Annotated in this window: 18 protein-coding genes; 9 read left to right on the top strand and 9 right to left on the bottom strand. The window is 67.9% G+C overall.

Features of this window, described 5'->3' with window-relative positions; all coding sequences use genetic code 11:
• Together VGE03_RS15425 and VGE03_RS15430 are read left to right on the top strand one after the other, a co-directional pair.
• Positions 1-303, top strand: a 303-nt coding sequence (locus VGE03_RS15425; RefSeq protein ID WP_331047361.1) for a pyridoxal-phosphate dependent enzyme, incomplete at its 5' end; no start/stop codon positions are given.
• 518 nt (positions 304-821) lie between these two features.
• Positions 822-1280, top strand: a complete 459-nt coding sequence (locus tag VGE03_RS15430; RefSeq protein WP_331047362.1) for a MaoC family dehydratase — start codon at positions 822-824, stop codon at positions 1278-1280.
• A gap of 1 nt (position 1281) precedes the next feature.
• Here the strand turns inward: VGE03_RS15430 and VGE03_RS15435 are convergent, their stop codons facing one another.
• Together VGE03_RS15435 and VGE03_RS15440 are read right to left on the bottom strand one after the other, a co-directional pair.
• Positions 1282-2217 (bottom strand): Gfo/Idh/MocA family oxidoreductase, encoded by a 936-nt coding sequence (locus VGE03_RS15435; RefSeq protein ID WP_331047363.1) that lies wholly within the window; start codon positions 2215-2217, stop codon positions 1282-1284.
• 5 nt (positions 2218-2222) lie between these two features.
• Positions 2223-3389 (bottom strand): DegT/DnrJ/EryC1/StrS aminotransferase family protein, encoded by a 1167-nt coding sequence (locus VGE03_RS15440; RefSeq protein ID WP_331047364.1) that lies wholly within the window; start codon positions 3387-3389, stop codon positions 2223-2225.
• A gap of 163 nt (positions 3390-3552) precedes the next feature.
• On the opposite strand from VGE03_RS15440, the gene VGE03_RS15445 reads away from it, so the two are divergent.
• Positions 3553-4065 carry an HAD family hydrolase gene (locus VGE03_RS15445; RefSeq protein ID WP_331047365.1) on the top strand — a complete coding sequence of 171 codons (513 nt, stop codon included), beginning with the start codon at positions 3553-3555 and terminating at the stop codon, positions 4063-4065.
• An 81-nt stretch (positions 4066-4146) separates the two neighbouring features.
• Positions 4147-5022, top strand: a complete 876-nt coding sequence (locus VGE03_RS15450) for an alpha/beta hydrolase (protein ID WP_331047366.1) — start codon at positions 4147-4149, stop codon at positions 5020-5022.
• Positions 5023-5105: 83 nt separating this feature from the next.
• Here VGE03_RS15450 and VGE03_RS15455 read toward each other — a convergent pair whose 3' ends face one another.
• Positions 5106-7169, bottom strand: coding sequence for an NAD(+) synthase (locus VGE03_RS15455; RefSeq protein ID WP_331047367.1), 2064 nt, complete (start codon positions 7167-7169; stop codon positions 5106-5108).
• Between the two features lie 99 nt (positions 7170-7268).
• On the opposite strand from VGE03_RS15455, the gene ftsY reads away from it, so the two are divergent.
• The 3 genes from ftsY to VGE03_RS15470 all read left to right on the top strand — a co-directional run bounded on the left by ftsY (position 7269) and on the right by VGE03_RS15470 (position 9534).
• Positions 7269-8204: a signal recognition particle-docking protein FtsY gene (gene ftsY / locus VGE03_RS15460; RefSeq protein ID WP_331047368.1), complete on the top strand. Its 936-nt coding sequence runs from the start codon at positions 7269-7271 to the stop codon at positions 8202-8204.
• Positions 8205-8206: 2 nt separating this feature from the next.
• On the top strand, positions 8207-8833 hold the full coding sequence (locus tag VGE03_RS15465) for an inner membrane-spanning protein YciB (RefSeq protein ID WP_331047369.1): 627 nt from the start codon (positions 8207-8209) through the stop codon (positions 8831-8833).
• Positions 8834-8910: 77 nt separating this feature from the next.
• The gene (locus tag VGE03_RS15470; RefSeq protein ID WP_331047370.1) at positions 8911-9534 is read left to right on the top strand and encodes a MarR family winged helix-turn-helix transcriptional regulator; all 624 of its coding nucleotides are present in this window, start codon (positions 8911-8913) and stop codon (positions 9532-9534) included.
• 209 nt (positions 9535-9743) lie between these two features.
• Here VGE03_RS15470 and VGE03_RS15475 read toward each other — a convergent pair whose 3' ends face one another.
• The 3 genes from VGE03_RS15475 to VGE03_RS15485 form a co-directional block, all read right to left on the bottom strand.
• Positions 9744-11912 (bottom strand): prolyl oligopeptidase family serine peptidase, encoded by a 2169-nt coding sequence (locus VGE03_RS15475; protein ID WP_331047371.1) that lies wholly within the window; start codon positions 11910-11912, stop codon positions 9744-9746.
• A gap of 19 nt (positions 11913-11931) precedes the next feature.
• On the bottom strand, positions 11932-14106 hold the full coding sequence (locus VGE03_RS15480) for a prolyl oligopeptidase family serine peptidase (protein WP_331047372.1): 2175 nt from the start codon (positions 14104-14106) through the stop codon (positions 11932-11934).
• Between the two features lie 185 nt (positions 14107-14291).
• A complete protein-coding gene (locus tag VGE03_RS15485; RefSeq protein WP_331047454.1) occupies positions 14292-15077 on the bottom strand; it encodes a potassium channel family protein in 786 nt (261 codons plus the stop codon).
• 138 nt (positions 15078-15215) lie between these two features.
• On the opposite strand from VGE03_RS15485, the gene dapF reads away from it, so the two are divergent.
• Positions 15216-16049: a diaminopimelate epimerase gene (dapF, locus tag VGE03_RS15490; protein ID WP_331047373.1), complete on the top strand. Its 834-nt coding sequence runs from the start codon at positions 15216-15218 to the stop codon at positions 16047-16049.
• On the opposite strand, the gene VGE03_RS15495 is transcribed toward dapF, so the two are convergent.
• From VGE03_RS15495 to VGE03_RS15505, 3 genes are read right to left on the bottom strand one after another with little or no spacing between them, the layout of a single operon-like run.
• The gene (locus VGE03_RS15495; protein ID WP_331047374.1) at positions 16046-16231 is read right to left on the bottom strand and encodes a hypothetical protein; all 186 of its coding nucleotides are present in this window, start codon (positions 16229-16231) and stop codon (positions 16046-16048) included. The genes dapF and VGE03_RS15495 overlap by 4 nt on opposite strands.
• Entirely contained in the window at positions 16228-17427 is a 1200-nt protein-coding gene (locus VGE03_RS15500) for a PepSY domain-containing protein (protein WP_331047375.1), read from the bottom strand. Before VGE03_RS15500 ends, VGE03_RS15495 begins: the two co-directional genes overlap by 4 nt.
• Positions 17337-19496 (bottom strand): TonB-dependent receptor, encoded by a 2160-nt coding sequence (locus VGE03_RS15505; protein ID WP_331047376.1) that lies wholly within the window; start codon positions 19494-19496, stop codon positions 17337-17339. Before VGE03_RS15505 ends, VGE03_RS15500 begins: the two co-directional genes overlap by 91 nt.
• Positions 19497-19794: 298 nt before the next feature.
• On the opposite strand from VGE03_RS15505, the gene VGE03_RS15510 reads away from it, so the two are divergent.
• Positions 19795-22077 (top strand): NADP-dependent malic enzyme, encoded by a 2283-nt coding sequence (locus VGE03_RS15510; protein ID WP_331047377.1) that lies wholly within the window; start codon positions 19795-19797, stop codon positions 22075-22077.
• The last annotated feature ends 7 nt before the right edge of the window (positions 22078-22084 follow it).

The following is a 22084-nucleotide window of genomic DNA, read 5'->3' on the forward strand; positions in this document are numbered from 1 at the left end:
CCGGCCCACGGCACCATCTGCGACGCCCTGATGACCGACCGGCCGGGCGAGCTGACCTTCCCGATCAATCGTCGCCTGTCGCGCGTCGAGACGGTGTCTGACGCCGAGGTGGCCGAGGCCGTCCGCTACGCCTTCCGCGCCCTGAAGCTGGTGGTGGAGCCCGGCGGCGCCGTCTCGCTGGCGGCCCTGCTGGCCGGAAAGGTCGAGGCGAAGGACCGGACGACGGCGGTGGTGCTGTCGGGCGGCAACGTCGACCCCTCTCTGTTCGCCGAGATCATCGAGGGGCGGTTCGTCGGGAAGTAGGCGACCACCACTCCCGACACCTTCCAATCCTGCCAAATCCTGTCATCGGACCCTGCCATCCCGCGCAAGGCTGATGAGGGCGCCTTTAAAGCCCTCCCCCTCGACGGGGGAGGGTTGGGTTGGGGGTGCGTGCAGGTTGCTTGAGAGCGACCTCGGAAGGCGCGGTCGACCTCTCTGAACGCGTCCACCCCTCAGAAACCGGTCTGCACCCCCATCCCCGACCCTTCCCCCGTCGAGGGGGAAGGGAGATGCGCAGGTCCGACAGACCCCACGACCAAATTTGACGCAGCGCTCGATTAGACTGCGATCACTCGGGTCTTTGACAATCAAACAATCTCGCCATCCGCGCTGCGCCCCAGCTCCCACGGAAAGCACATCGCGAATGTGTCAGGAGTATCGGGAAGACAGGGTTTCGGCATTTTCTCCCTGACAGGGTCCCCCGACGGCGTTTCCTCTCCAGACAGGGGTTTCGATAATGGACCCGCCCGGTTAGCGTGGCCTCAAAACCGGAGGAAACCATGCCCAAGCCGTCAGACCTGCAGTCGCTCATCGGCACCGAGATCGGCGTCTCGCGCTGGTTCTTGGTCGATCAGGCGAAGATCGACGCCTTCGCCGACACCACCGAGGACTGGCAGTTCATCCATGTGAACCCCGAGCTGGCGAAGCAGACGCCGTTCGGCGGCACCATCGCCCACGGCTTCCTGACCCTCAGCCTCGCCTCGGCCATGTCCTATGACTGCGTGCCGCCGCTGGATGGGGTGGTGATGGGCGTCAACTACGGCTTCGACAAGCTGCGCTTCCTCGCCCCTGTGCCCGCCGGTTCGAAGATCCGGGGCCGCTTCAAGCTGCTGTCCGCCGAGGACAAGGGCGGCGGCCGCTGGCTCATCAAGCACGAACTGACCGTCGAGATCGAAGGCGGCGAAAAGCCCGCCCTGATCGCCGAATGGCTGGGCATGCAGATGGTGGGCGGGGCCTAGGTCAGCCCTCGCCCAGGCACCGCAGCGCGACCTCGAGGTTGCGCAGGCCGTCCTCGCCGGTGACTGCGGGAGTCTCGCCGGTGCGGATGGCGTGGGCGAAGGCCTCGAGCTCCTTCTTGAGCGGCTCGTTGGGCCAGCTCATCACGCCGCGGGTCGAATAGCTGCCGTCCGGCTGCTGGCCGAAATACTCGGTGACCTGACGCGTCATCAGGTCGGCGACCACGAACTTGCCCTTGGTGGCCACCTGCAGGGTGCGGGTCTTGTACGGCGTGACCCAGTTGGTGGTGATGTGGGCGATCGCCCCGTTCTCCAGCCGGAACTGGAGCAGGGCGGTGTCCTCACGCTGGCCGTGGGTCGTGGCCAGCTGCGGCTGGACCTCGGTGATCTCGCTGTCGGTCAGGTGCCGGATGATGTCGATGTCGTGCACCGCCAGATCGATGACCACGCCGACCTCGCCCATGCGCGGCGGGAAGGGGCCGACACGGGTGATCTGGATGGAGATCACCTCTTCGCCCGCGATGGCGCGCTTCACGGCGTCCACCGCCGGGTTGAAGCGTTCGACCTGGCCGACCATCAGCACCCGGCCGTTGGCCTTGGCGGCGTCGATCATGCGCTGGGCGTCGGCGACGGTGGCGGCGATGGGCTTTTCGACCAGGACGTGGACGCCCTTTTCGAGCAGGGCCACCGACAGGTCGGCGTGATAGCGGTTCGGCGTCGCGACCACGGCGGCGTCCAGACCGGCGGCGACGAAGTCCTCGGCGGTCGTGAAGGCGGCGGCGTCGTACAGGCCGGCCACGCCATCGGCGGTGGCGGCGTCGGGGTCGAACACCGCTGACAGGTTGAAGTCGCGGATGTCCGACAGGACGCGGGCGTGGTTGCGGCCCATGACGCCGACGCCGGCCACGCCGACCTTGAGCGGGGTCTGTTGAACGGTCATGCGGATCAGCCCTTGAACGATGCGACGGCGGCGATGATGCGGTCCTGGGTCGCTTCGTCCAGATCCGAATGCATCGGCAGGCTGAGGACGCGGTCCTTCAGCCGTTCGGTGACCGGCAGGCCGCCCGCGCCCTGCGGGAAGCGGTTGTAGGCCGGCTGCAGGTGCATCGGCACCGGATAGTAGACGGCGGTGGGCACGCCCTGTTCCTTCAGGTGGGCGATCAGGCCGTCGCGGTCGTCATGCTCGATCGTGTACTGGGCCCAGTTGGAGATGTTCCCGGCGGGCACGTCCGGCACGGCGCCGACATGGGGGCGCAGGCCTTCGTTGTAGCGGGCGGCGATGCGGTTGCGCCACCCGATCTCCTCGCCGAAGACCTTGAGCTTCTCGATCAGGACAGCGGCCTGGATGGTGTCCAGACGGCTGTTCATGCCGATGCGCATGGCGAGGTATTTGGGGTCGTGGCCGAAGGCGTCGGCGCCGCCCTTGAGGTCCTTGGCGACGACCTTGCCGTGAACGCGATAGGAATCCATCTCCTGCGCCAGGTCGTCGTCATTGGTGAGTACCGCGCCGCCGTCGCCGTAGCAGCCCAGCGGCTTGGCCGGGAAGAAGCTGGTGGTGGTGACGTCGGCCCATTTGATCGGATGGTCGCCGTTGATCGTGCAGCCGAAGCCCTGGGCCGAGTCCGAGATCAGCTTCAGGCCGTGCCTGTCGCAGATGGCGCGGATGGCCGGATAGTCGGCGGGCTGGCCGAACAGGTCGACGGCGATGACCACGCGCGGGGTGAGGCGGCCCTCGGCCTTGATCGCCTCGATGGCGGCTTCCAGCTTCACCGGGTCAATGTTGTAGGTGACCGGATCGACATCGACGAAGACCGGCTCGGCATTGGTCCAGGGCACGATCTCGGCGGTCGCGGTGAAGGTGAAGCTGGGGCAGAAGACCGCGTCGCCGGCGCCCACGCCCCAGGCCATCAGCGGCAGGACCAGGGCGTCGGTGCCGTTGGCGCAGCCCAGCGCATGCTTCGCCTGACCGAAGGCGGCGAGATCGGCCTCGAACTGGCGGACCTGCGGGCCCATGACCCAGGCGCCGCCGACAACGGCTTCCTGAACGGCGGCCTCGATCTTGCCGGCCAGACGCAGGCGCTGGGCCTGCAGGTCGATGAAGGGAATGCTCATGCTTGATCTCCGGTCGCGGGCGCGCGGGCGGGGCGGCGCGGATTGAACGCGCCGGTCAGGTTGGCCGCTCCCTAACAAATCAGCCCGGTTATCGCCAAATCGCGGCGGGTCACTTCGGGTGAGGGATTGCAACGAACCGCCGGGGCGCCTTATCCCGACCCCCATGTCGACCGGCCACCCCGCCGTGTTCCTCGACCGCGACGGCGTTCTGATCGAGGACACGGGCTATCCCCATCTCGAATCGCACCTGCGCATCATGCCGGGCGCGGCAGAGGCGGTGCGGCGGCTGAACCGGCTGGGCTATCTGTGCGTGATCGTGACCAACCAGTCCGGCGTCGCGCGGGGCCTGTTCACCGAACAGCAGATGCACGCCTTCAACGACCTGATCGTGCGAAAGCTGGCCCTGGCCGGCGGGCGGATCGGCGCGGTCTATGCCTGTCCCTACCACTCGGAAGGGCGGGTCGAGGCCTACATCCATCCGGATCATCCGGACCGGAAGCCCAATCCCGGCATGATCCTGAGGGCCATTGCCGAGCATCACATCGACCCGGCCAAGAGCTTCATGATCGGTGACCAACCGACCGACATGGAGGCCGCCAGGCGGGCGGGAATTCCCGGCTTCCGCTTCGACGGCGGCAATCTGGATGACTTCGTCCGCGAGCTTCTCGGCCACTGATCCGTTTTCGTCAGGGTTCGACTGGTGGGTTTTCCCGCCCCGATGAATTACGATCGGCCCTCAGCCTCTCCGGGAGACCGTATGAGTCAGTCCTTCGTTGATCGCCGCTGGACCAGCGCGGATGGTCTCAGCCTTTACGCCCGGGACTATGCCCCCGCGAGCGGACCGGCGAAGCTGCCGGTCATCTGCATCCACGGCCTGACCCGGAATTCGAAGGATTTCGAGGTCATCGCCCCGCTGATCGCCCAGAGCGGCCGCCGGGTGCTGGCGATCGATGTGCGCGGTCGGGGCCTGTCGGACGTTGCCCAGGACCCGATGACCTATCAACCGGCGACCTATGCCCAGGACGTGCTGGCCCTGCTGCAGCAGACGGGGATCGAGCGCGCGGTCTTCGTCGGCACCTCGATGGGCGGGCTGATCACCATGGCGCTGGCCGCGATCCGGTCGAAGGTCATCGCCGCGGCGATCATCAACGACGTCGGCCCCGAGGTGGCGAAGGAGGGGCTGGCCCGCATCGCCGCCTATTCCGGCCAGCCGGTGGACACCCCGACCTGGGCCGACGCCGCCGCCTATGCGAAGCGGATCAATGAGGTCGCCTTCCCGCATTACAAGGACGCGGACTGGGCCGCCTTCGCCCAGCGTATCTTCCGCGAAGGGACGGAAGGGGCGCCGGTGCTGAACTACGATCCGGACATCTCGGTGCCGATCAAGGCGGCGGGCGCCAAGGCGCTGGTTCCGAACCTGTGGCCGATGTTCGGGCGTCTGACGCGTGGGCGTCAGGTCCTGCTGATCCGGGGCCAGAACTCGGACCTGCTCAGCGAGGCCATCGCCACCAAGATGCGCAAGCGCGCGCCCAAGATGGACTTCGTCGAGGTCCCCGGCGTCGGCCACGCGCCGATGCTGGACGAGCCGGAGGCGAAGGCCGCGATCTTCCCGTTCCTGAACGAAGTGCCCTAGGGCGAGGTTCTGGGGTTCAGGGGTCAGGTGTTGGGGGGCTGCGCTGCATCCTTCCCTGGAACCCAGCCCCTGGAACCTGGTCCCTACCCAGGGACATTCGTCTCCAGCTCATCGATCCAGACCTTGGCCGTCGTATCGGACGGCGCGCGCCAGTCGCCGCGGGGGCTCAGAGAACCGCCGGTGACGACCTTCGGCCCGTTCGGCACGGCCGAGCGCTTGAACTGGCTGGTCTGGAAGAAGCGGTAGAGGAATTTGCGCAGCCATCCCTTGATGGTCGGCAGGTCGTATTCGACCTTCTCATCCTCCGGCGTGCCCTCGGGCCAGTGGCCGGTGGCGGCGTCTTTCCAGGCGTTGTGGGCGAGGAAGGCCACCTTGGACGGGCTCAGGCCGAACCGGGTGATGTAGAACAGGAAGAAGTCGTTCAGGGCGTAGGGGCCGACGGTGGCCTCGGTCGACTGGATCTTGCCGTCCCTGGCCGGGACCAGCTCGGGCGAGATCTCGGTGTCCAGAATGGCGTGCAGGACGCGAACCGTTTCGCCGTCATGTTCCCTGGCCGCGACCCAGCGGATCAGATGCCGGATCAGCGTCTTCGCCACGCCGCCGTTGACGTTGTAGTGGCTCATATGGTCGCCGACGCCGTAGGTGGCCCAGCCCAGCGCCAGTTCCGACAGATCGCCGGTGCCCAGCACGAGGCCGCCGTTCTGGTTGGCCAACCGGAACAGATAGTCGGTGCGCAGGCCCGCCTGCACATTCTCGAAGGTGATGTCGTGGACCGGCTCGCCGTTCGCATAGGGGTGCTTGATGTCGGCGAGCATCCGCTCGGCGGCCGGGCGGATGTCGATCTCGTCGCCGGTGACGCCCAGCGCCTTCATCAGCGCCCAGGCGTTCGACTTCGTGCCCACCGACGTCGCGAAGCCGGGCATTGTGTAGGCGAGGATGCCGGTGCGCGGCAGGCCGAGGCGGTCGAAGGCGCGACAGGCGACCAGCAGGGCCTGGGTCGAGTCCAGCCCGCCGGAGACGCCGATGATCAGGGTCTTCGAGCCGGTCGCCTTCAGGCGGCGCATCAGGCCCTGGACCTGGATGTTGAAGGCCTCGTAGCAGTCCTGATCCAGCCGGGCGGGATCGTCGGGCACGAAGGGGAAGCGATCCAGCGGGCGCAGCAGGGGGCCGACCTGCGGCCCGTTCGGCGCGGCGTCAGCCTCGATGTTGATGCGGCGGCTTCGGCCTTCCTCGGGCGTTCGATCCCGCTCCAGCCGGGCGCAGTCGGCGAAGGTGCCGGTGCGCAGCCGCTCCAGACCGATCCGCTCGACGTCGATGTCGGCGACGGTCAGGTGGGCCTCGGTCGAGAAGCGCGAGCCCTGCGCCAGCCGGGCGCCGAGTTCGTGGATGGTCGCCTGCCCGTCCCACGCCAGATCGGTGGTGCTTTCGCCCCAGCCCGAAGCGGTGAACACATAGGCCGAAGCAGTGCGCGCCGAATGGCTGGCCGAAAGCAGGTCGCGCTCGTCGGCCTTGCCGATGACGATGTTGGAGGCCGACAGGTTCAGCAGGATGCGGGCCCCGGCCAGCGCGGCGCGGGTCGAGGGGGGCAGGGGCGCCCAGTAGTCCTCGCAGATCTCGACGGCGAAGGTGAAGCCGGGCCGGTCCTCGACCTCGAACACCAGATCGGTCGTCAGGAGCGCCCAGTCGCCGCCGATCCGCACCGAGCCGTTGACGCCCGCGCCGGAGGCGAACCAGCGCTTCTCGTAATATTCGCGATAGTTGGGCAGGAAGGTCTTGGGCACAACGGCCTGCACCCGCCCGCCCGCCAGCACGAGGGCGCAGTTGTACAGGGCGTCGCCGTGACGGATCGGGGCGCCGGCGACCGCGATCACCCCGGCCATCTGCGCGGCGGCGGCCAGGGGAGCGACACAGCTTTCGACCTGGGCCAGCAGGGCGTCCTGCATGAGCAGGTCGTCGATGGCGTAGCCGGTCAGGCTGAGCTCGGGAAAGACGATCAGGTCCACGCCCTGGGCGCCCGCCTGCTCGATCAGGGCGACATGCTCCAGCATGTTGGCGGTCGGGTCGGTGGTGTGCACGACGGGGGTCGCGGCGGCGACGCGCACGAAGCCTTGGTTGCGGGGAGCGTGGAACGGTTCGATCCGGGTCAAGGCGCGGTCCTCAAGGGTCTTTTGCTCATATAGAGCCAAAGTCGGGCTGCGGCTACGTTAGACCGTGACCTGCGCAACGCCGACCGCTAAACGGGGATCATGACCGATACGCCGAAAAAAGGCTGGTTCTCGCGCCTGACCGAAGGCCTGAGCCGCTCGTCCAAGCAGATGACCGAACAGGTCGTCGCGACCTTCGTGAAGGAGCCGCTCAGCGACAAGGCGCTGGAGCAGCTGGAAGAGCACCTGCTGGAGAGCGATCTGGGTCCGGCGGCGACCGACCGGATCGTCGAACGCTTCCGCGAACTGCGCTTCAGCGCCGGGGCCAATGAGCGCGAGGTCAAGGAGGCGCTGGCCGAGGCCGTGGCCGCCGAACTGATCAACCACGAAGCGCGCTATGAGCCGCTGGGCGGCGACAAGCCTTTCGTCACCCTGTTCGTTGGGGTCAACGGCTCGGGCAAGACCACGACCCTGGGCAAGATCGCCTCGGACCTGACGGCGCAGGGCGCCAAGGTGATGATCGTGGCCTGCGACACCTTCCGCGCCGCCGCGCGCGAACAGCTGAAGGTCTGGGCCGAGCGCGCCGGGGCGACCTTCGAGAGCCGCCGTGACGGCGCCGACGCCGCCGGTCTGGCCTTCGACGCCTACACCCGGGCCAAGGCCGAGGGCTTCGATGTCGTCCTGATCGACACCGCCGGTCGCCTGCAGAACAAGTCCGCCCTGATGGACGAACTGCTGAAGATCGTTCGCGTGCTGAAGAAGGTCGATCCGGAGGCCCCGCACGAGACCCTGCTGGTGCTCGACGCCACCGTGGGGCGCAATGCGCTGGAGCAGGAAAAGATCTTCGGCCGTACGGCCTATGTGTCGGGCGTGGTGATGACCAAGCTGGACGGCACGGCGCGCGGCGGGGTGCTGGTGCCCGTGGCCCAGGCCTCGGACGCCCCGATCAAGCTGATCGGCGTCGGTGAAGGGGTCGATGATCTGCAACCCTTCGACGCCCGGGCGTTTTCCCGGTCTCTCGTCGGACTGGAGGACTGATCATGACCGAAGCTGCGGAACGCAGGGGCTCCACCATCCGGCAGGCGGTCGACTTCGGCGCCCTGCTGGCCTTCATGGCCGCCTATGCGATCAATCGCTTCGCGCGCGGGCTCGACGGCCAGGAGGCCCTTGTGCAGGCGACCTGGGTGCTGGTCGGCGCCTCGATCATCGCCCTGATCGTCGGCTATGTGGCCGAGAAGCGGCTGGCTCCCCTGCCGCTGCTGACCGGCGGCTTCGCCCTGATCTTCGGCGTCCTGACGCTGGTCTTCCATGATCCGACCCTGCTGAAAATCAAGCTGACCATCCAGAACGGCCTTCTGGCGGTGGTCCTGCTGGGGTCGCTGCCGCTGCGCAAATATCCGTTCAAATACCTTCTGGGCGACGCGATCCGGATCACGGACATCGGCTGGCGCGGCCTGACCCTGCGCTACGGCCTGTACTTCGCGGCCGTGGCGATCGCCAATGAGATCGTCTGGCGCACCCAGACGGACGACACCTGGGTGGCGTTCCGCGGCGGGCTCTGGATGGCCTCGGCGGCCTTCGGCATCTGGCAGGTCTTCTACATCATGAAGCACCTGATCAAGGACGAGGAAGACGCCGAACCGGTCTCTCCGGACACGGGCCTCTGAGTGCGAACGGATCGTCCGTCGTCAAACCGTAAAATGCGGCTGCTAGCTCTACCGAAGCAGCCGAGGGGATACGGTTCATGGTCAAGTCCGGAAACAAGCCGAAGCGTGGCGGCGCCCTTGCGGCCTCGCCCAGTCATCTGATCCATCGCGCCCTGCAACTGGCGCTGGACATCTACGCGGAAGAGACGGGTCCGGACGGCCTGACCCAGCGCCAGTTCGCGGTGCTGGAAGCCGTCAGCCACAAGGCGGGCCTGACCCAGACCGATCTGGTCCGCGCCACGGGCATCGACCGGTCGACCCTGGCCGATCTGGTCGCGCGCATGACCACCAAGGGTCTGCTGGATCGCGAGAAATCGACCCTGGACGCCCGCGCCAAGGCCGTGCGCCTGTCGCCCGCGGGCGAGGCCGCGCTGGAAGCCGCCCGTCCGCGGGTCGAGGCCGCGGACAAGCGGATCGTCAGCCTGCTGCCGAAGGGCAAGCGCGACGTCTTCCTGGACCTGCTGGGCGAACTGGCCGGCGAGGCCGACGCCGCCCCGCTGAAGGCCAAGGCCGAAGCCAAGGCCGCCAAGAAGGCCGCGCGCGAGCTGAAGAAGGCCGAGAAGGCCGCCCGCAAGGCCGAGAAGGCGGACAAGCCCGCCAAGGCCCCGAAGGCCGAAAAACCGGCCAAGGTGAAGAAGGACAAGGTGCCGGAGCCGGCCTGAGCGGCGGGCTCGGTTGCGCTAGAGGCGGCGGGCTGCGGAGCCCAGCTCGTGATTAGTGGTTAGTGATTAGTGGGTGGCGGCTTCGGCGCCGGCGCCCTCAGGGCGTGCACCTGCGCGAGCGGCATCGAACCACTAATCACCAACCACTAATCACTTCTCCAGCGCAGAAGAGGGGCAGTGGGCTCCATCGCCAATGGAGCCCAGCCTCCTCAATCCATCAGCTGTTGCGACAGATAGACGTAGTGGCGCGCCCAGCGGCGGGCGTTGGCGACCGGGTCGGCGTCGTTCGAGTGACCGCCGGCGGTTTCCTCATAATAGAGGTGGTCGTAGCCCATATCGCCCAGACGGGCCGCGAACTTGCGGGCGTGGCCCGGGTGGACGCGGTCGTCGCGGGTGTTGGTGGTGATGTAGACGCGCGGATAGTTCGCGTCCGGACGAAGCTGCTGATAGGCCGAATAGCGGGCGATCCAGGCGGCTTCCTCCGGGATGCGCGGGTCGCCGTACTCGCCGATCCACGACGCTCCGGCGGGCAGCTCGTGGTAGCGCAGCATGTCGATCAGCGGGCTCTCGATGACCGCCGCGTTGAACAGCTCCGGATGCTGGGTGATCGACACCGAGGTCAGGACCCCGCCGTTCGATCGGCCGTAGATGCCCAGACGGCGCGGGCTGGTGATCCCCCGTGTCTCCAGATCGCGGGCGACCGCGGCGAAGTCGTCGAAGGCCAGCTGGCGGTGGTCGTTCAGCGCCGCCTGGTGCCAGGCCGGACCGAACTCGCCCCCGCCCCGGATGTTGGCCTGGACGAAGACGCCGCCGTTCTCGAGCCACAGCTTGCCCATCTCGGGCTTGTAGGCGGGCGGGAAGGAGGCCTGGAAGCCGCCGTAGCCGAACAGGATGGTCGGGGCGTGGCCGTCCATCACGAGGGCGCGCGGGCGGACGACGAAGTAGGGAATCTTGACCCCGTCCGACGAGGTCGCCTCGAACTGCTCGACCACATGGGTCGAGGCGTCGAACTTGGCGGTGGCGGCGCGCAGGTCGGTGAGGGTCTCGCCCGTCGCCGTGGCGAGGCTGAGCGTCGAGGGCGTCAGGAAGCCCTGGGTTGAGACGAAGACCTCGCCCCGGGCCCGTGACGAACTGCCGAGGCTGACGGCGACATTGTCGGGCGTGGCGATGTCGCGGCGGGACCAACTGCGGTCGGCGTTCGGGGTGAACACCGCCAGGCGGCCGACGACATTGTCCGAGATCGACAGGACCAGCCGGTCGTCCAGCACGCGCACGTCATTGATCGACTGGCGCTCCGTCGGCTGGAAGATGACGTCGGCCCGGTCGGTGACGGCGATCAGGTCGGGATTGTTCGGGATGGCCAGGCAGCCGTCGCAGATCGAGAGCAGCGTCCCGCCGCGATAGTTCTGGCCGAGGTGGGACCAGTCCTGCTCGGGCGAGAAGATCAGCTTGCCGTGCTGGAAGCCGTGGACGCTGACGCGCTCCGGAAGGCCGAGGCGGAAGGCTTCGCCGTCCCGCAGCTGCCAGGTCTGCGAGCGGAAGGTGTCCAGCGGGCGGGTGATCAGCACGGCTTCGACGGCGCCGTCCTTGTCCCGATAGACGGCCGGGCTGACGCCGTAGCCGCCGTCGGCCTGTTCGCCGCGATAGACCTCGGTCGCCTGCGCCAGCGTCTGGCCGCGCGTCAGGGTTTTGACGATGAACGGATAGCCGCTCTCGGTCAGGGTGCCCGGCCCGAAATCGGTCGCCACCAGAAGGGTGTCGCGATCCAGCCATTCGATCCGGTGCTTGCCCTCGGGCAGGGCGAACCCTCCGTCCACGAACTGGCGGGTCGTGGTGTCGAACTCGCGCACGACCACCGCGTCCTTGCCGCCATCAGACAGGCTGATCAGGCAGCGGGCGTCATCCGGCGCGAGGCAGTCCGCGCCCTTGAACACCCAGTCCTTGCCCTCGGCGCGGGACAGGGCGTCGATATCCAGCAGGGTCTCCCACTGCGTATCCGCCGAGCGGTAGCTGTCCAGCGTGGTCCGGCGCCAGACGCCCTTCGGATTGGTCGCGTCCTGCCAGAAATTGCCGATGCCGTCGCCGAGGAAGCTGGGCGCCGGGATGCGGTCGGTTGCCGTCAGGATGGCCTCGGCCTGCTGACGGAAGGGCTCGTAGCGACGGTCGCCGGTCAGGGCCGCGAGAGCCCGTTCGTTCTCCGAGGCGACGAAGGTCATGGCCTCGGTCCCGTGGACCTCCTCCAGCGCCAGATGATCGTCGGCCGCGCGCACGCCCGCCGGGGTCAGGTCGGCGGGGAAGTGCGGCGGGGTCTGGCTTTGGGCGAAAGCCGGGGCGGCGAGGGCGATCACGGCCACGCCCATCATCAGGGATTTCATCATTGATCCGGGCTCCGATCGACTACTGCTGCGCCGGCTCGTCCATCAGGCGGCGGGTCAGATAGGTGTATTCCAGCGCCAGACGGCGGGCCGTCTCTTGCAGGTTGGCCGCCGCGCCGTGGCCGCCGTCGACGTTCTCGTAGAACAGGACCGGATAGCCCAGCGCTTCCAGACGCGCCGCGGCCTTGCGGGCGTGACCCGGGTGGACGCGGTCGTCCTTGGTCGAGGTATGGATGAAGACTTCCGGATAGGGCTGGCCCGCGCGCAGGTTCTGGTAGGGCGAATAGGCCTCGATCCAGGCGCGCTGCTCCGGAATGTCCGGGTTTCCGTATTCGGCGATCCACGAGGCGCCGGCCAGCAGCTTGTGGAAGCGCAGCATATCGAACAGGGGCACCTGGATGACCGCGCCGTTGATCAGGTCCGGGCGCTGGGTCAGCATGGCGCCCATGAACAGGCCGCCCTGCGAGCCGCCCATGACGCCCAGGTGCGGCTGGCTGGTGATGTTGCGCGAGATCAGGTCCAGGGCCACGGCCTGGAAGTCCTCGTGGGCGCGCTGGCGGTTCTGCTGCAGGGCCGCCTGGTGCCAGCGCGGACCGAACTCGCCGCCGCCACGCGTGTTGGCGATCACATAGACGCCGCCGCGCTCCAGCCACAGCTTGCCGACGGTCGCCGAATAGCCGGGCAGCAGGGAGTTCTGGTAGCCGCCGTAGCCGTACAGCAGGGTCGGGTTCGTGCCGTCCAGCGGCATGTCCGCCTTATGGACCACGAAATAGGGGATCATGGTCCCGTCGGCGCTGCGGGCCTCGAACTGTTCGACGACCATGCCGGTGGCGTCGAACTTGGCGGGCAGGGACTTGATGACCTCGGCCTGGCCGGTCGCGGCGTCGGCCAGGTAGAGGCTGGACGGCGTCAGATAGCCCGAGACGCTGACGAAGACCTGGTCGTTCTGCTCGGACGCCGAACCGACGCCGACGGTGACGTTCTGCGGCAGGTCGAGGCGGGTGCGCGCCCACTCGCCCGAGGCGTTCGGCTCATAGACGTACACCGACCCGCGCACGTTCTCGTACAGGGCCACGACGAGCTTGTTGCGGGTGGCCGAGATGCCTTCGATGGCCTCACGCTCGGTCGGACGGATGACCAGTTGCGCGGGCGTCGCCGGGTCGGCCAGCCACTGGTCGAAATTCCAGGCGATGACGTCGCCGGTGTGGAACTGCTGACCGGACGGCGCGGTCCAGTCCTGATCGGTGGTGACGACCAGCTGGCCCTGGATCAGGGCGTTGATGTTCGACTTGGCGGGCAGCGACAGCTGGGTGGTCGTGCCGTCGGCGTTCAGGCGCCAGGTCTCGCCCTCATAGAAGTTGATCCCGCGATTGATCAGGGTCGCCTTCACCACGCCGTCGGCGTCACGCAGGGTGTAGCCGCTGACCGAGACGTCGGCTTGCTGGCCTTCGAAGACGACCGTCGCCTGATCGATCGACTGGCCGCGCCGCAGCAGGCGGACGGTGCGGGGATAGCCCGAGTCCGTCAGGGTGCCTTCGCCGAAGTCGCGCGAGATCAGCAGGGTGTCGGCGTCGATCCACGAGGCGCCGCCCTTGGATTCCGGCAGGATGAAGCCGTCGGCGACGAAGGTGCGGGTCGTGCGGTCGAACTCGCGGATGGTGACGGCGTCCTTGCCGCCGTCCGACAGGCTGACCAGGCAGCGGGTCTCCTCCGGCGGCAGGCAGGTCACGCCCTTGTAGACCCAGTTCTTGCCCTCGGCGGCCGACAGGGCGTCGATGTCGAGGATGGTCTCCCAGACCGGCTGGCTGGTGCGGTAGCTGTCCAGGGTGGTGGTGCGCCAGATGCCGCGCACATGGCTTTCGTCCTGCCAGAAATTGTCCAGCGTGCCGTCGTGGTTGAAGCCGACGCCGGGGATGCGGTCGCGTGACTGGACGATCTCCAGCGCCTGGGCGTGCAGTTGGGCGTAGCGGGGGTCGGCCTGCAGGACGCCGAGCGAATGGGCGTTGTGGGCGCGCACCCACTCCATCGCCCGCTCACCCTCGACCTCTTCCAGCCACAGGTAGGGATCGGTGGCGTCCGAGGTCGCGAAGCCGCCGGAAGTCGGGGCATTGGCGGAGGCGGGGGCGGTCTGGGCCATGGCTGCGCTCGAAAGGGCGGTGGAGGCGAGAAGCGCGGCGAGCGCGGCGGAACGGAACATATGGGTACTCCCCCGGAAAAGTCGGCGGCACCTTATCCGTGACCGGAGGGTCGGCAAGGCGACGATGCGTCACCTTACGGATTTGTCATGCGACGAAGGGGCCAGGTTGCAGGTTGCAGGTTCAAGGGGAATCGAACAGCGAAGCTCTCCCCTGGAACCAGAAACCTGGAACCTCGCCCCTCTCCTCACGCCCCTTCGTCCGGGATGCACAGGATCTTGCCGCAGGCCTTGCAGTGGACGGCGTCGGGATCGTGTTTCTGCAGGCCGCAGGTCGGGCACGGGTGGCTGACCTTGTGGGGGCGGAAAACGGTCTGGGCCAGCCGCAGGAACAGGGTGATGCCCGTCAGCATGACGAAGATCGACAGCACCCGCCCCCAGTTGCCCGGCAGGGTGATATCGCCAAAGCCGGTCGTCGTCAGGGTGGCGATGGTGAAGTAGAGGGCATCCAGATAGCCGGTGATGCCCGGATGCTCGCCCCGGAAGCTGGTGTAGACGAAGCCCGTGACCACGAAGATGAAGGTCGTCAGCGAGGCGACGGCCTTGGTCACCTCCTCCACCCGGGTGTCGTCGTACTTGTGGCCGATCGTGCGCCAGAAGAACTCGGAATGCAGCAGGGTCCACAGCCTCAGCAGACGCAGGAAGCCGAGATTGAACAGCCAGTAGGGGAAGAGCAGGGTCGCCAGGACGAAGAGGTCGACCCAGGTGGCGGGCTTTTTCAGCCAGTCCTTGATGTCGGTATGGGCGATGGCCCGGCCGGTCAGGTCGGCGATCAGGATCAGCGCGACGACATAGTCGATGACGTAGAAGACGATCCCGGCCTCGTGCAGGATCGGCGCGGCCAGGAAGAAGGCGATGATGGCGAAGTCGATGGCGATGACCGCCAGCCGGAACTTCACCGCCAGCGGCGATGTGCCGTGATAGAGGTAGCGCATCCGGGCGCGCAGCCGCAGGCCCTCGCCGCGCGGCGGCATGTCCGGGAATTGGACGGGCGGTTCGTCCTTCCGGACGGTCTTTCCGACGGTTTTCCGAACAGGGGTGGCGCGTGTCATGGCCCAGCTTAACGCGGTTCTCTCGTCTCGGGTCCAGTCTGGCCCTATATGCGAAGCGTAATGACCCGTCCCTTCCTCAAGATGAACGGCGCCGGCAACGACTTCGTCGTCGTCAATGCGCTTGAAACCCCGTTCTCGCCGACGGTGGAGCAGGTGCGCGCCATCGCGGATCGCGAGGCCGGCGAAGGTTGCGACCAGCTGATCGGCATCGAGCCCAGTGAGACCGCCGACGCCTTCATGCGCGTCTGGAACAATGACGGGACGATGGTCGAGACCTGCGGCAATGCCCTGCGTTGCGTCGGCTGGGTGCTGATGGAATCGACCGGCAAGGATCGGGTGGTGATCGACACCGCCGGCGGTCCGACGGTGGCGACCCGTGCGGCGGGTGGTCAGGTGACGGTCGACATGGGCGCGCCGCGTCTGGACTGGACCCAGGTGCCGCTGGCCGAGGAGATGGACACCCGCGGGATCGAGCTGCAGGTCGGGCCGATCGACGCCCCGCTTCTGCACACGCCGGGCGCGGTCTCGATGGGCAATCCGCACGTCGTCTTCTTCGTCGGTGAGACGCCGGACGACGGCTTCGTGCGCGGTTCGGGCTCGCTGGTCGAGCACCACCCGCTGTTCCCCGAAGGGGTCAATGTCGGTTTCGTCCACGCCCTGACGCCGGATCACATCCGCCTGCGGGTGTGGGAGCGCGGCGCGGGCCTGACGAAGGCGTGCGGCACAGGCGCCTGCGCGGCCCTGGTGGCCTCGGCCCGGCGCGGGGTGACCGGTCGTCACGCCACGGTGGACGTCGACGGCGGTCGCCTGATGATCGACTGGGACGAGGCGTCGGACCATGTCTTCATGACCGGCCCGGTCGAGGTCGAACGGACGGGGCTGCTGTCGGTCTAGCGGATCCGCCGCGCGATCAGCGCCCAGCCGGTCACCGCGGCACAGGCGCCCAGGCCCAGCCAGCCGATCCAGTCCCAGATCCCGTCGCCCAGCAGGGCGCCGACCAGACCGATCAGCGACAGGGTCGCCACGACCAGCGGGATAGCGAAGATGGCCGTCAGGCCGAGCGGGCGGCTCTTCATTTCGCCCCCCGCTTCGCCGACCGGTGCTTGACCCACCACAGGTACAGGCCGCTGCCCAGCACGACGATGGTGATCAGGTCCAGCAGGGCCCAGAGCAGCTTCAGCGGCAGGCCGCCGTAGTCGCCGAAATGCAGCGGCTGCGACAGCGACAGCGTCTTCACATACCAGGGCGCGGGGGCCACCGCCGCCAGTTCGCCGGTGCGGGCGTCGATCAGGGCCGGCGTCGTCAGATGCTCGGTCAGCGGCGTGTCGCCGTGGAAGAAGACGGCGTAGTGGTTGTCGGTCGAATAGTCCGAGCCGGGGAAGGCGACGAACTGCAGGGTCATGCCCGGCAGCGCCTGTTTCGCCCGCTCGACGGCGGCGTTCAGGGAGCTGCGCTCCGTCAGGCTGACCGGAGCGTCATAGGCCGCCGTCAGCTCTTTCAGGGCGTTGTCCTTCCAGTAGGCGATGATCGGCACGGCGAGGGTGTTGACCACCCCCGTCAGGCCGACGACCAGCACCCAGGCCACGGTCACCACGCCCAGAAGGTTGTGGTAGTCGAGCCAGCGGGTCCGCGCGGCCTTGTTCGCCCGCACCGTGCCGAACGGCAGGCGGCGCATGAAGGGGGCGTAGAGCACCACCCCCGACACCAGGGCGGCCACCAGCAACAGCCCCATGGCGCCGAGGAAAAGCATCCCCGCCAGTCCCAGGAACATGTCGGTGTGGAGCTGGAGGATGAACTCCATCACCGGGTGACCGGCCACCAGCGGCGCGGCCTCGCCGGTGTACTGGTCGATGGGCTGGAAGCTGTACTTCCCGGCCGGACCGTCCGGATCGATGCTGGTGACGTTCACGACCGGTCGCTCGACGTCGAAGCTCATGAAGGCCGGAACCTCGCCCGGCTTGCGGGCAAGGGCGACGTCCAGAACCTGGTCGAGGTTCAGCTTTTCAGCATCCGGGGCGACGGCCGCGGCTTCGTCATGGCCGAGCAGGACATGGTCCAGCTCGTGGGTGAAGACGAGCGGCAGCCCCGTGATGCAGAGCATCAGCAGGAAAATGGTCGAGACCAGGCTCGACCATTTATGCACCCAGCTCCAGGCCCGGATCGTGCCCGGCTTCATCCGGCTCAGAAGTCCGTCGAGATCGAGACGCGGAAGGTGCGCGGGGCGCCCAGCGTCAGATAGTTGGCGCCGGGATAGCCGCCGACCGCGACCCACTGATCTTCGTCGGCCAGGTTCTCGACCCGCGCGCGGACCGTCAGCGGCTTGCCGCCCGCTTCGAAGTCATAGCGCACGCCGGCGTCGAACCGGGTCCAGCTGTCTAGCTGCACGGTGTTCAGGCCGTTGACCTCCTGCTCGCCGGTGTAGACCGCGCGACCTTCCAGCGTCAGGCCGGTGACCGCCGGGACGTCCCATTCGACGTTCAGGTTGGCCTGCACTTCCGGCACGCCGATCGGGGCCTTGCCTTCCAGCGAGGCGTTCAGGGCGCGAACGACCTCGGCGTCGGTGAGGGTCAGGCCGCCCAGCAGGCGCAGGCCCTCGACCGGCTGGCCATAGACCGCCAGCTCCAGACCCTGGTTCCGCTGCTCGCCGCCCGACGTATAGGTCGTGCCGTCGAAGAACTCGTTGGGCAGGGTGATGCGGAACAGGCTGACCGAGCCGCCGAAGTCGCCGCCGTCATACTTGACGCCCGCCTCGATCTGCTCACCGCGGAACGGGTCCAGCACCTCACCGGCGTTGGAGACCGGCGTGCCGTTGACCACGGCCGGAGCGGTCTTTCCGGGGATCAGGGCCTCGGCGTAGTTGGCGTAGAGCGAGATCGAACCGGTGGGCTTGTAGACCAGACCCAGGGCCGGGGTGATCGCGTCGCCCTCGTAGCCCGACAGGCGGGCGCCGCTGTTGTAGTCGTAGGTGCTGGTCTCGATCTCCTGGTAGCGCGCGCCGACGATGGCCAGCAGGCGGCCGTCCAGGAAGGACAGCTGATCCGCGATGGCGAAGCTGGAGGTGCGCGAACGCTCGGTCACCAGCGGGTTATCGAGGTCGCCGCCGACGAAGAAGTCCGGGGTGGGGGCGGTCACGGCGACCGGGTTGTAGAGGTCGGTGGCGAAGCCGGCGAAGTTCGAGAAGGCGTAGGCGTTCGCCGATTTCAGCTGGACCTGCGAGGCCGAGGCCACGATGCGGTGACCGACCGGGCCGGTGGTCAGGTCGGCGCGGACGCCGACGTCGCCCGACCAGACGGTGTCCTCGCGGACGTTGTCGAAGCGATAGGCGGTCAGGCTGCCGTCCGGATTGGCGTTCGGGTTGGCCAGGACGTTGTCTTCCTTGCCGCTGCGGCCGCCGAAGGCCGCCCAGACGGTGACGTCATCGGTCACGTCGAACTCGCCGCGGGCGACGCCGAACAGCTGTTCCTCGTCGGTATAGGTCCAGGGCTGGGCGAAGTTGGTGTCGGCCGACGGCGGGGTCGGGACGGCGCCGTTCGGGGTCACGGTCGGGCGCGGGGCCTCGATGCGGTGGTTCTGCCAGCCGAGGTCCGCCGAGAAGCGGGCGCGGTCGCCGCGATGGTCGACGCCCAGGCCGAACACCTGCAGTTCGCGCACCTCGCCGTCGATGTCGCCTTCACCGTCGCGGGCGGCGATGTTCAGGCGGCCGCCCCATTCATTGTTCTGGCCGAAGCGGCGCGAGAAGTCGCCGGCGGCGTAGAGGGCCTCGCCGCCGTCCCAGCCCAGGGTCAGGCGGTTCAGGTCGGTGTCGCCCGCGCGCTTGGGCGTCAGGTTGAAGGCGCCGCCGACGCCGCTGCCGCCCGGGGCCGCGCCGTTCAGGAAGGCGGTCGCGCCGTGGAAGACCTCGACCCGTTCAACCAGTTCCGACGCCACGAATTGGCGCGGCAGGACGCCGTACAGACCGTTCCAGGTCATGTCGTCCGAGTACACCGGGAAGCCGCGGATGACGTACAGCTCCTGGAAATTGCCGAAGCCCTTGGAGACGCGGACCGCCGGATCGTTCTGCAGGATGTCGCCGACGCTGCGGGCCTGCTGGTTGCGGGCCAGGGCCTCGGTGTAGCTGGTCGAGGCGAAGGGGGTGTCCATGACGTCCTGCGAGCCGAACATGCCGACCCGGCCGCCGGTGGCGACCTGTCCGCCCGCATAGGCGGGGGCCTGCCGGACCTGGGAGCCCGTGACCACGACCTCGTCGAGTTCGGTGGTCTGGGCGGTCTGGGCGAAGGCGGGCGCGGCCAGCAGGGCGGCGCCGGCGGCGGTGGACAGCAGGAGGAGGGAGCGCAGGGACAAAGGGATCGCCTTGGGGGAGGGTCGATTGAGAACGGCTCGCACTATCAGTCGCGTTGCAGCCTTACAACCTCGATCGTGGCGGCTGCGCAGCGGCCGTGCGCCGCATGGGCGGAAAACCGCACAAATCGGCCGTCGGGCGTCCGGCTTTCCGGACAGCCGGATCGCCGGGAAGGCGGGGAAGCCTGTTTCGGCGGGTTTGAGCCTTCCCTCGCGTCAGCGGTTGTCCCGCCACGCCCCGCGCACTAGGAACGGGGACAAACCTGACACGCGCGAAGACGCCAGCGGAAACGCCGAGACCATGCCCGACCTGACAGACAAACAGACCTTCTCCGACCAGGACGCGCTGGATTTCCACCGCGTCCCCGTGCCGGGCAAGATCTCGATGGCGCCGACCAAGCCGATGGCGACCCAGCGCGACCTGTCGCTGGCCTATTCGCCGGGCGTGGCCCTGCCGGTGCTGGCGATCGCCGAGGACGCGGACAAGGCCTACGACTACACCGCCAAGGGCAATATGGTCGCCGTCATCTCGAACGGCACCGCCATCCTGGGCCTGGGCAACCTCGGCCACATGGCGTCCAAGCCGGTGATGGAAGGCAAGTCGGTGCTGTTCAAGCGCTTCGCCGACGTCGACAGCTTCGACGTCGAGGTGAAGACCACCGATCCGGACGAGTTCGTCACCGTGGTGAAGAACATCGGCGACACCTGGGGCGGCATCAATCTGGAGGACATCAAGTCTCCGGAATGCTTCGAGATCGAAAGCCAGCTGCAGGACCTGCTGGATATCCCGGTCTTCCACGATGACCAGCACGGCACCGCGATCATCTCGACCGCCGGCCTGATCAACGCCGCTCATATCGCCGGCAAGAAGCTGGAGGACCTGAAGGTCGTCCTGTCCGGCGCCGGCGCCGCGGGCCTGTCGTCGATCGCCCTGATGAAGGCCGCGGGCGTCCGGGCCGAGAACACCGTGATCGTCGACCGCGACGGCGTCGTCTACAAGGGCCGCCCCTCGGGCATGGACCAGTGGAAGGCCGCCCACGCGACCGAGACGCCGCACCGGACGCTGTCAGAGGCGATGGTCGGCGCCGACGTCGTCATCGGCCTGTCCGCCAAGGGCGCGATCACCCGCGAGATGGTCGCCACCATGGCGCCCAATCCGATCATCTTCGCCATGGCCAACCCGGACCCGGAGATCACCCCGGAAGACGTGCAGTCGGTGCGGTCGGACGCCATCATCGCCACCGGGCGCTCGGACTACGCCAACCAGGTCAACAATGTGCTGGCCTTCCCCTACCTGTTCCGCGGCGCGCTGGACGTGCGCGCACGCCGGATCAATCACGAGATGAAGGTGGCCTGCGCCCAGGCCCTGGCCGCGCTCGCCCGCGAGGACGTGCCGGATGAGGTCGCCGCCGCCTACCGCGGCCGCAAGCTGAAATTCGGCCGGGACTACATCATCCCGACCCCGTTCGATCCGCGCCTGATCTGGTTCATCCCGCCGTTCGTGGCCCAGGCCGCCATGGACACCGGCGTGGCCCGCAAGCCGATCGAGGACATGGACGCCTATCGCGCCTCGCTGCGCCAGCGCCTCGATCCGTCGGCGGCCCTGATGCAGAACATCTCGGGCGCCGTGCGCGCGGCCCCGAACAAGCGCGTGGTCTTCGCCGAGGGCGAGGAAACCGCCGTGATCCGCGCCGCCTGGGGCTTCAAACAGGCGGAACTGGGCACGCCCATCCTGCTGGGCCGCGAGGAGCTGATCCGCAAGAACGCCGCCGAGGCGGGCCTGAACTTCGACGAGATGGGCATCGAGATCATCAACGCCCGGATCAGCGAGCGGAACGCCGAATATACGGAGTGGCTGTACGCCAAGCTGCAGCGTCGGGGTTATCTGCGCCGCGACGTGCAGCGGATGATCAACCAGGACCGCAACTATTTCGGCGCGACCATGATCGCCCGCGGCCAGGCCGATGCGATGGTCACCGGCGTGACACGCAACTTCAACATGGTCCTGAAGGAGGTTCGCCGAGTCCTGGATGTGAAGGAGCGGATGATCGGCCTGTCGGTCCTGCTGGCCAAGGGCCGGACCCTGTTCGTCGCCGACACCTCGATCCATGAACTGCCGGACGCCTCGGAGCTGGCCGAGATCGCCATCCAGGCGGCGGCGACCGTGCGCAAGCTGGGCAAGACCCCGCGCGTGGCCTTCCTCAGCTACTCGACCTTCGGCAACCCGCCCGGAGAGCGCGGCGAGAAGGTGCGCGAGGCCATCCGTATCCTCGACAGCAAGGGCGTCGATTTCGAGTACGAGGGCGAAATGCCGCCCGAGCTGGCGCTGGAGCCGGAGCTGCGCGGCGCCTATCCGTTCATGCGCCTGACCGGCCACGCCAATGTTCTGGTCATGCCGGCCATCCATTCCGCCGCGATCTCGACCCGTCTCGTGCAGTCGCTGGGCGGCGCGACCGTGATCGGCCCGCTTCTGGTCGGTCTGGAGAAGTCGGTGCAGATCGTCTCGCTGGGCGCCTCGGTCAGCGAGATCATCACCGCCGCCACCTTCGCCGCCTATGAAGAAGGCGCCGAAGGCGAGGAATAGGGCCTGA

It is taken from the genome of Brevundimonas sp. (assembly GCF_036400995.1).
GTDB lineage: Bacteria > Pseudomonadota > Alphaproteobacteria > Caulobacterales > Caulobacteraceae > Brevundimonas.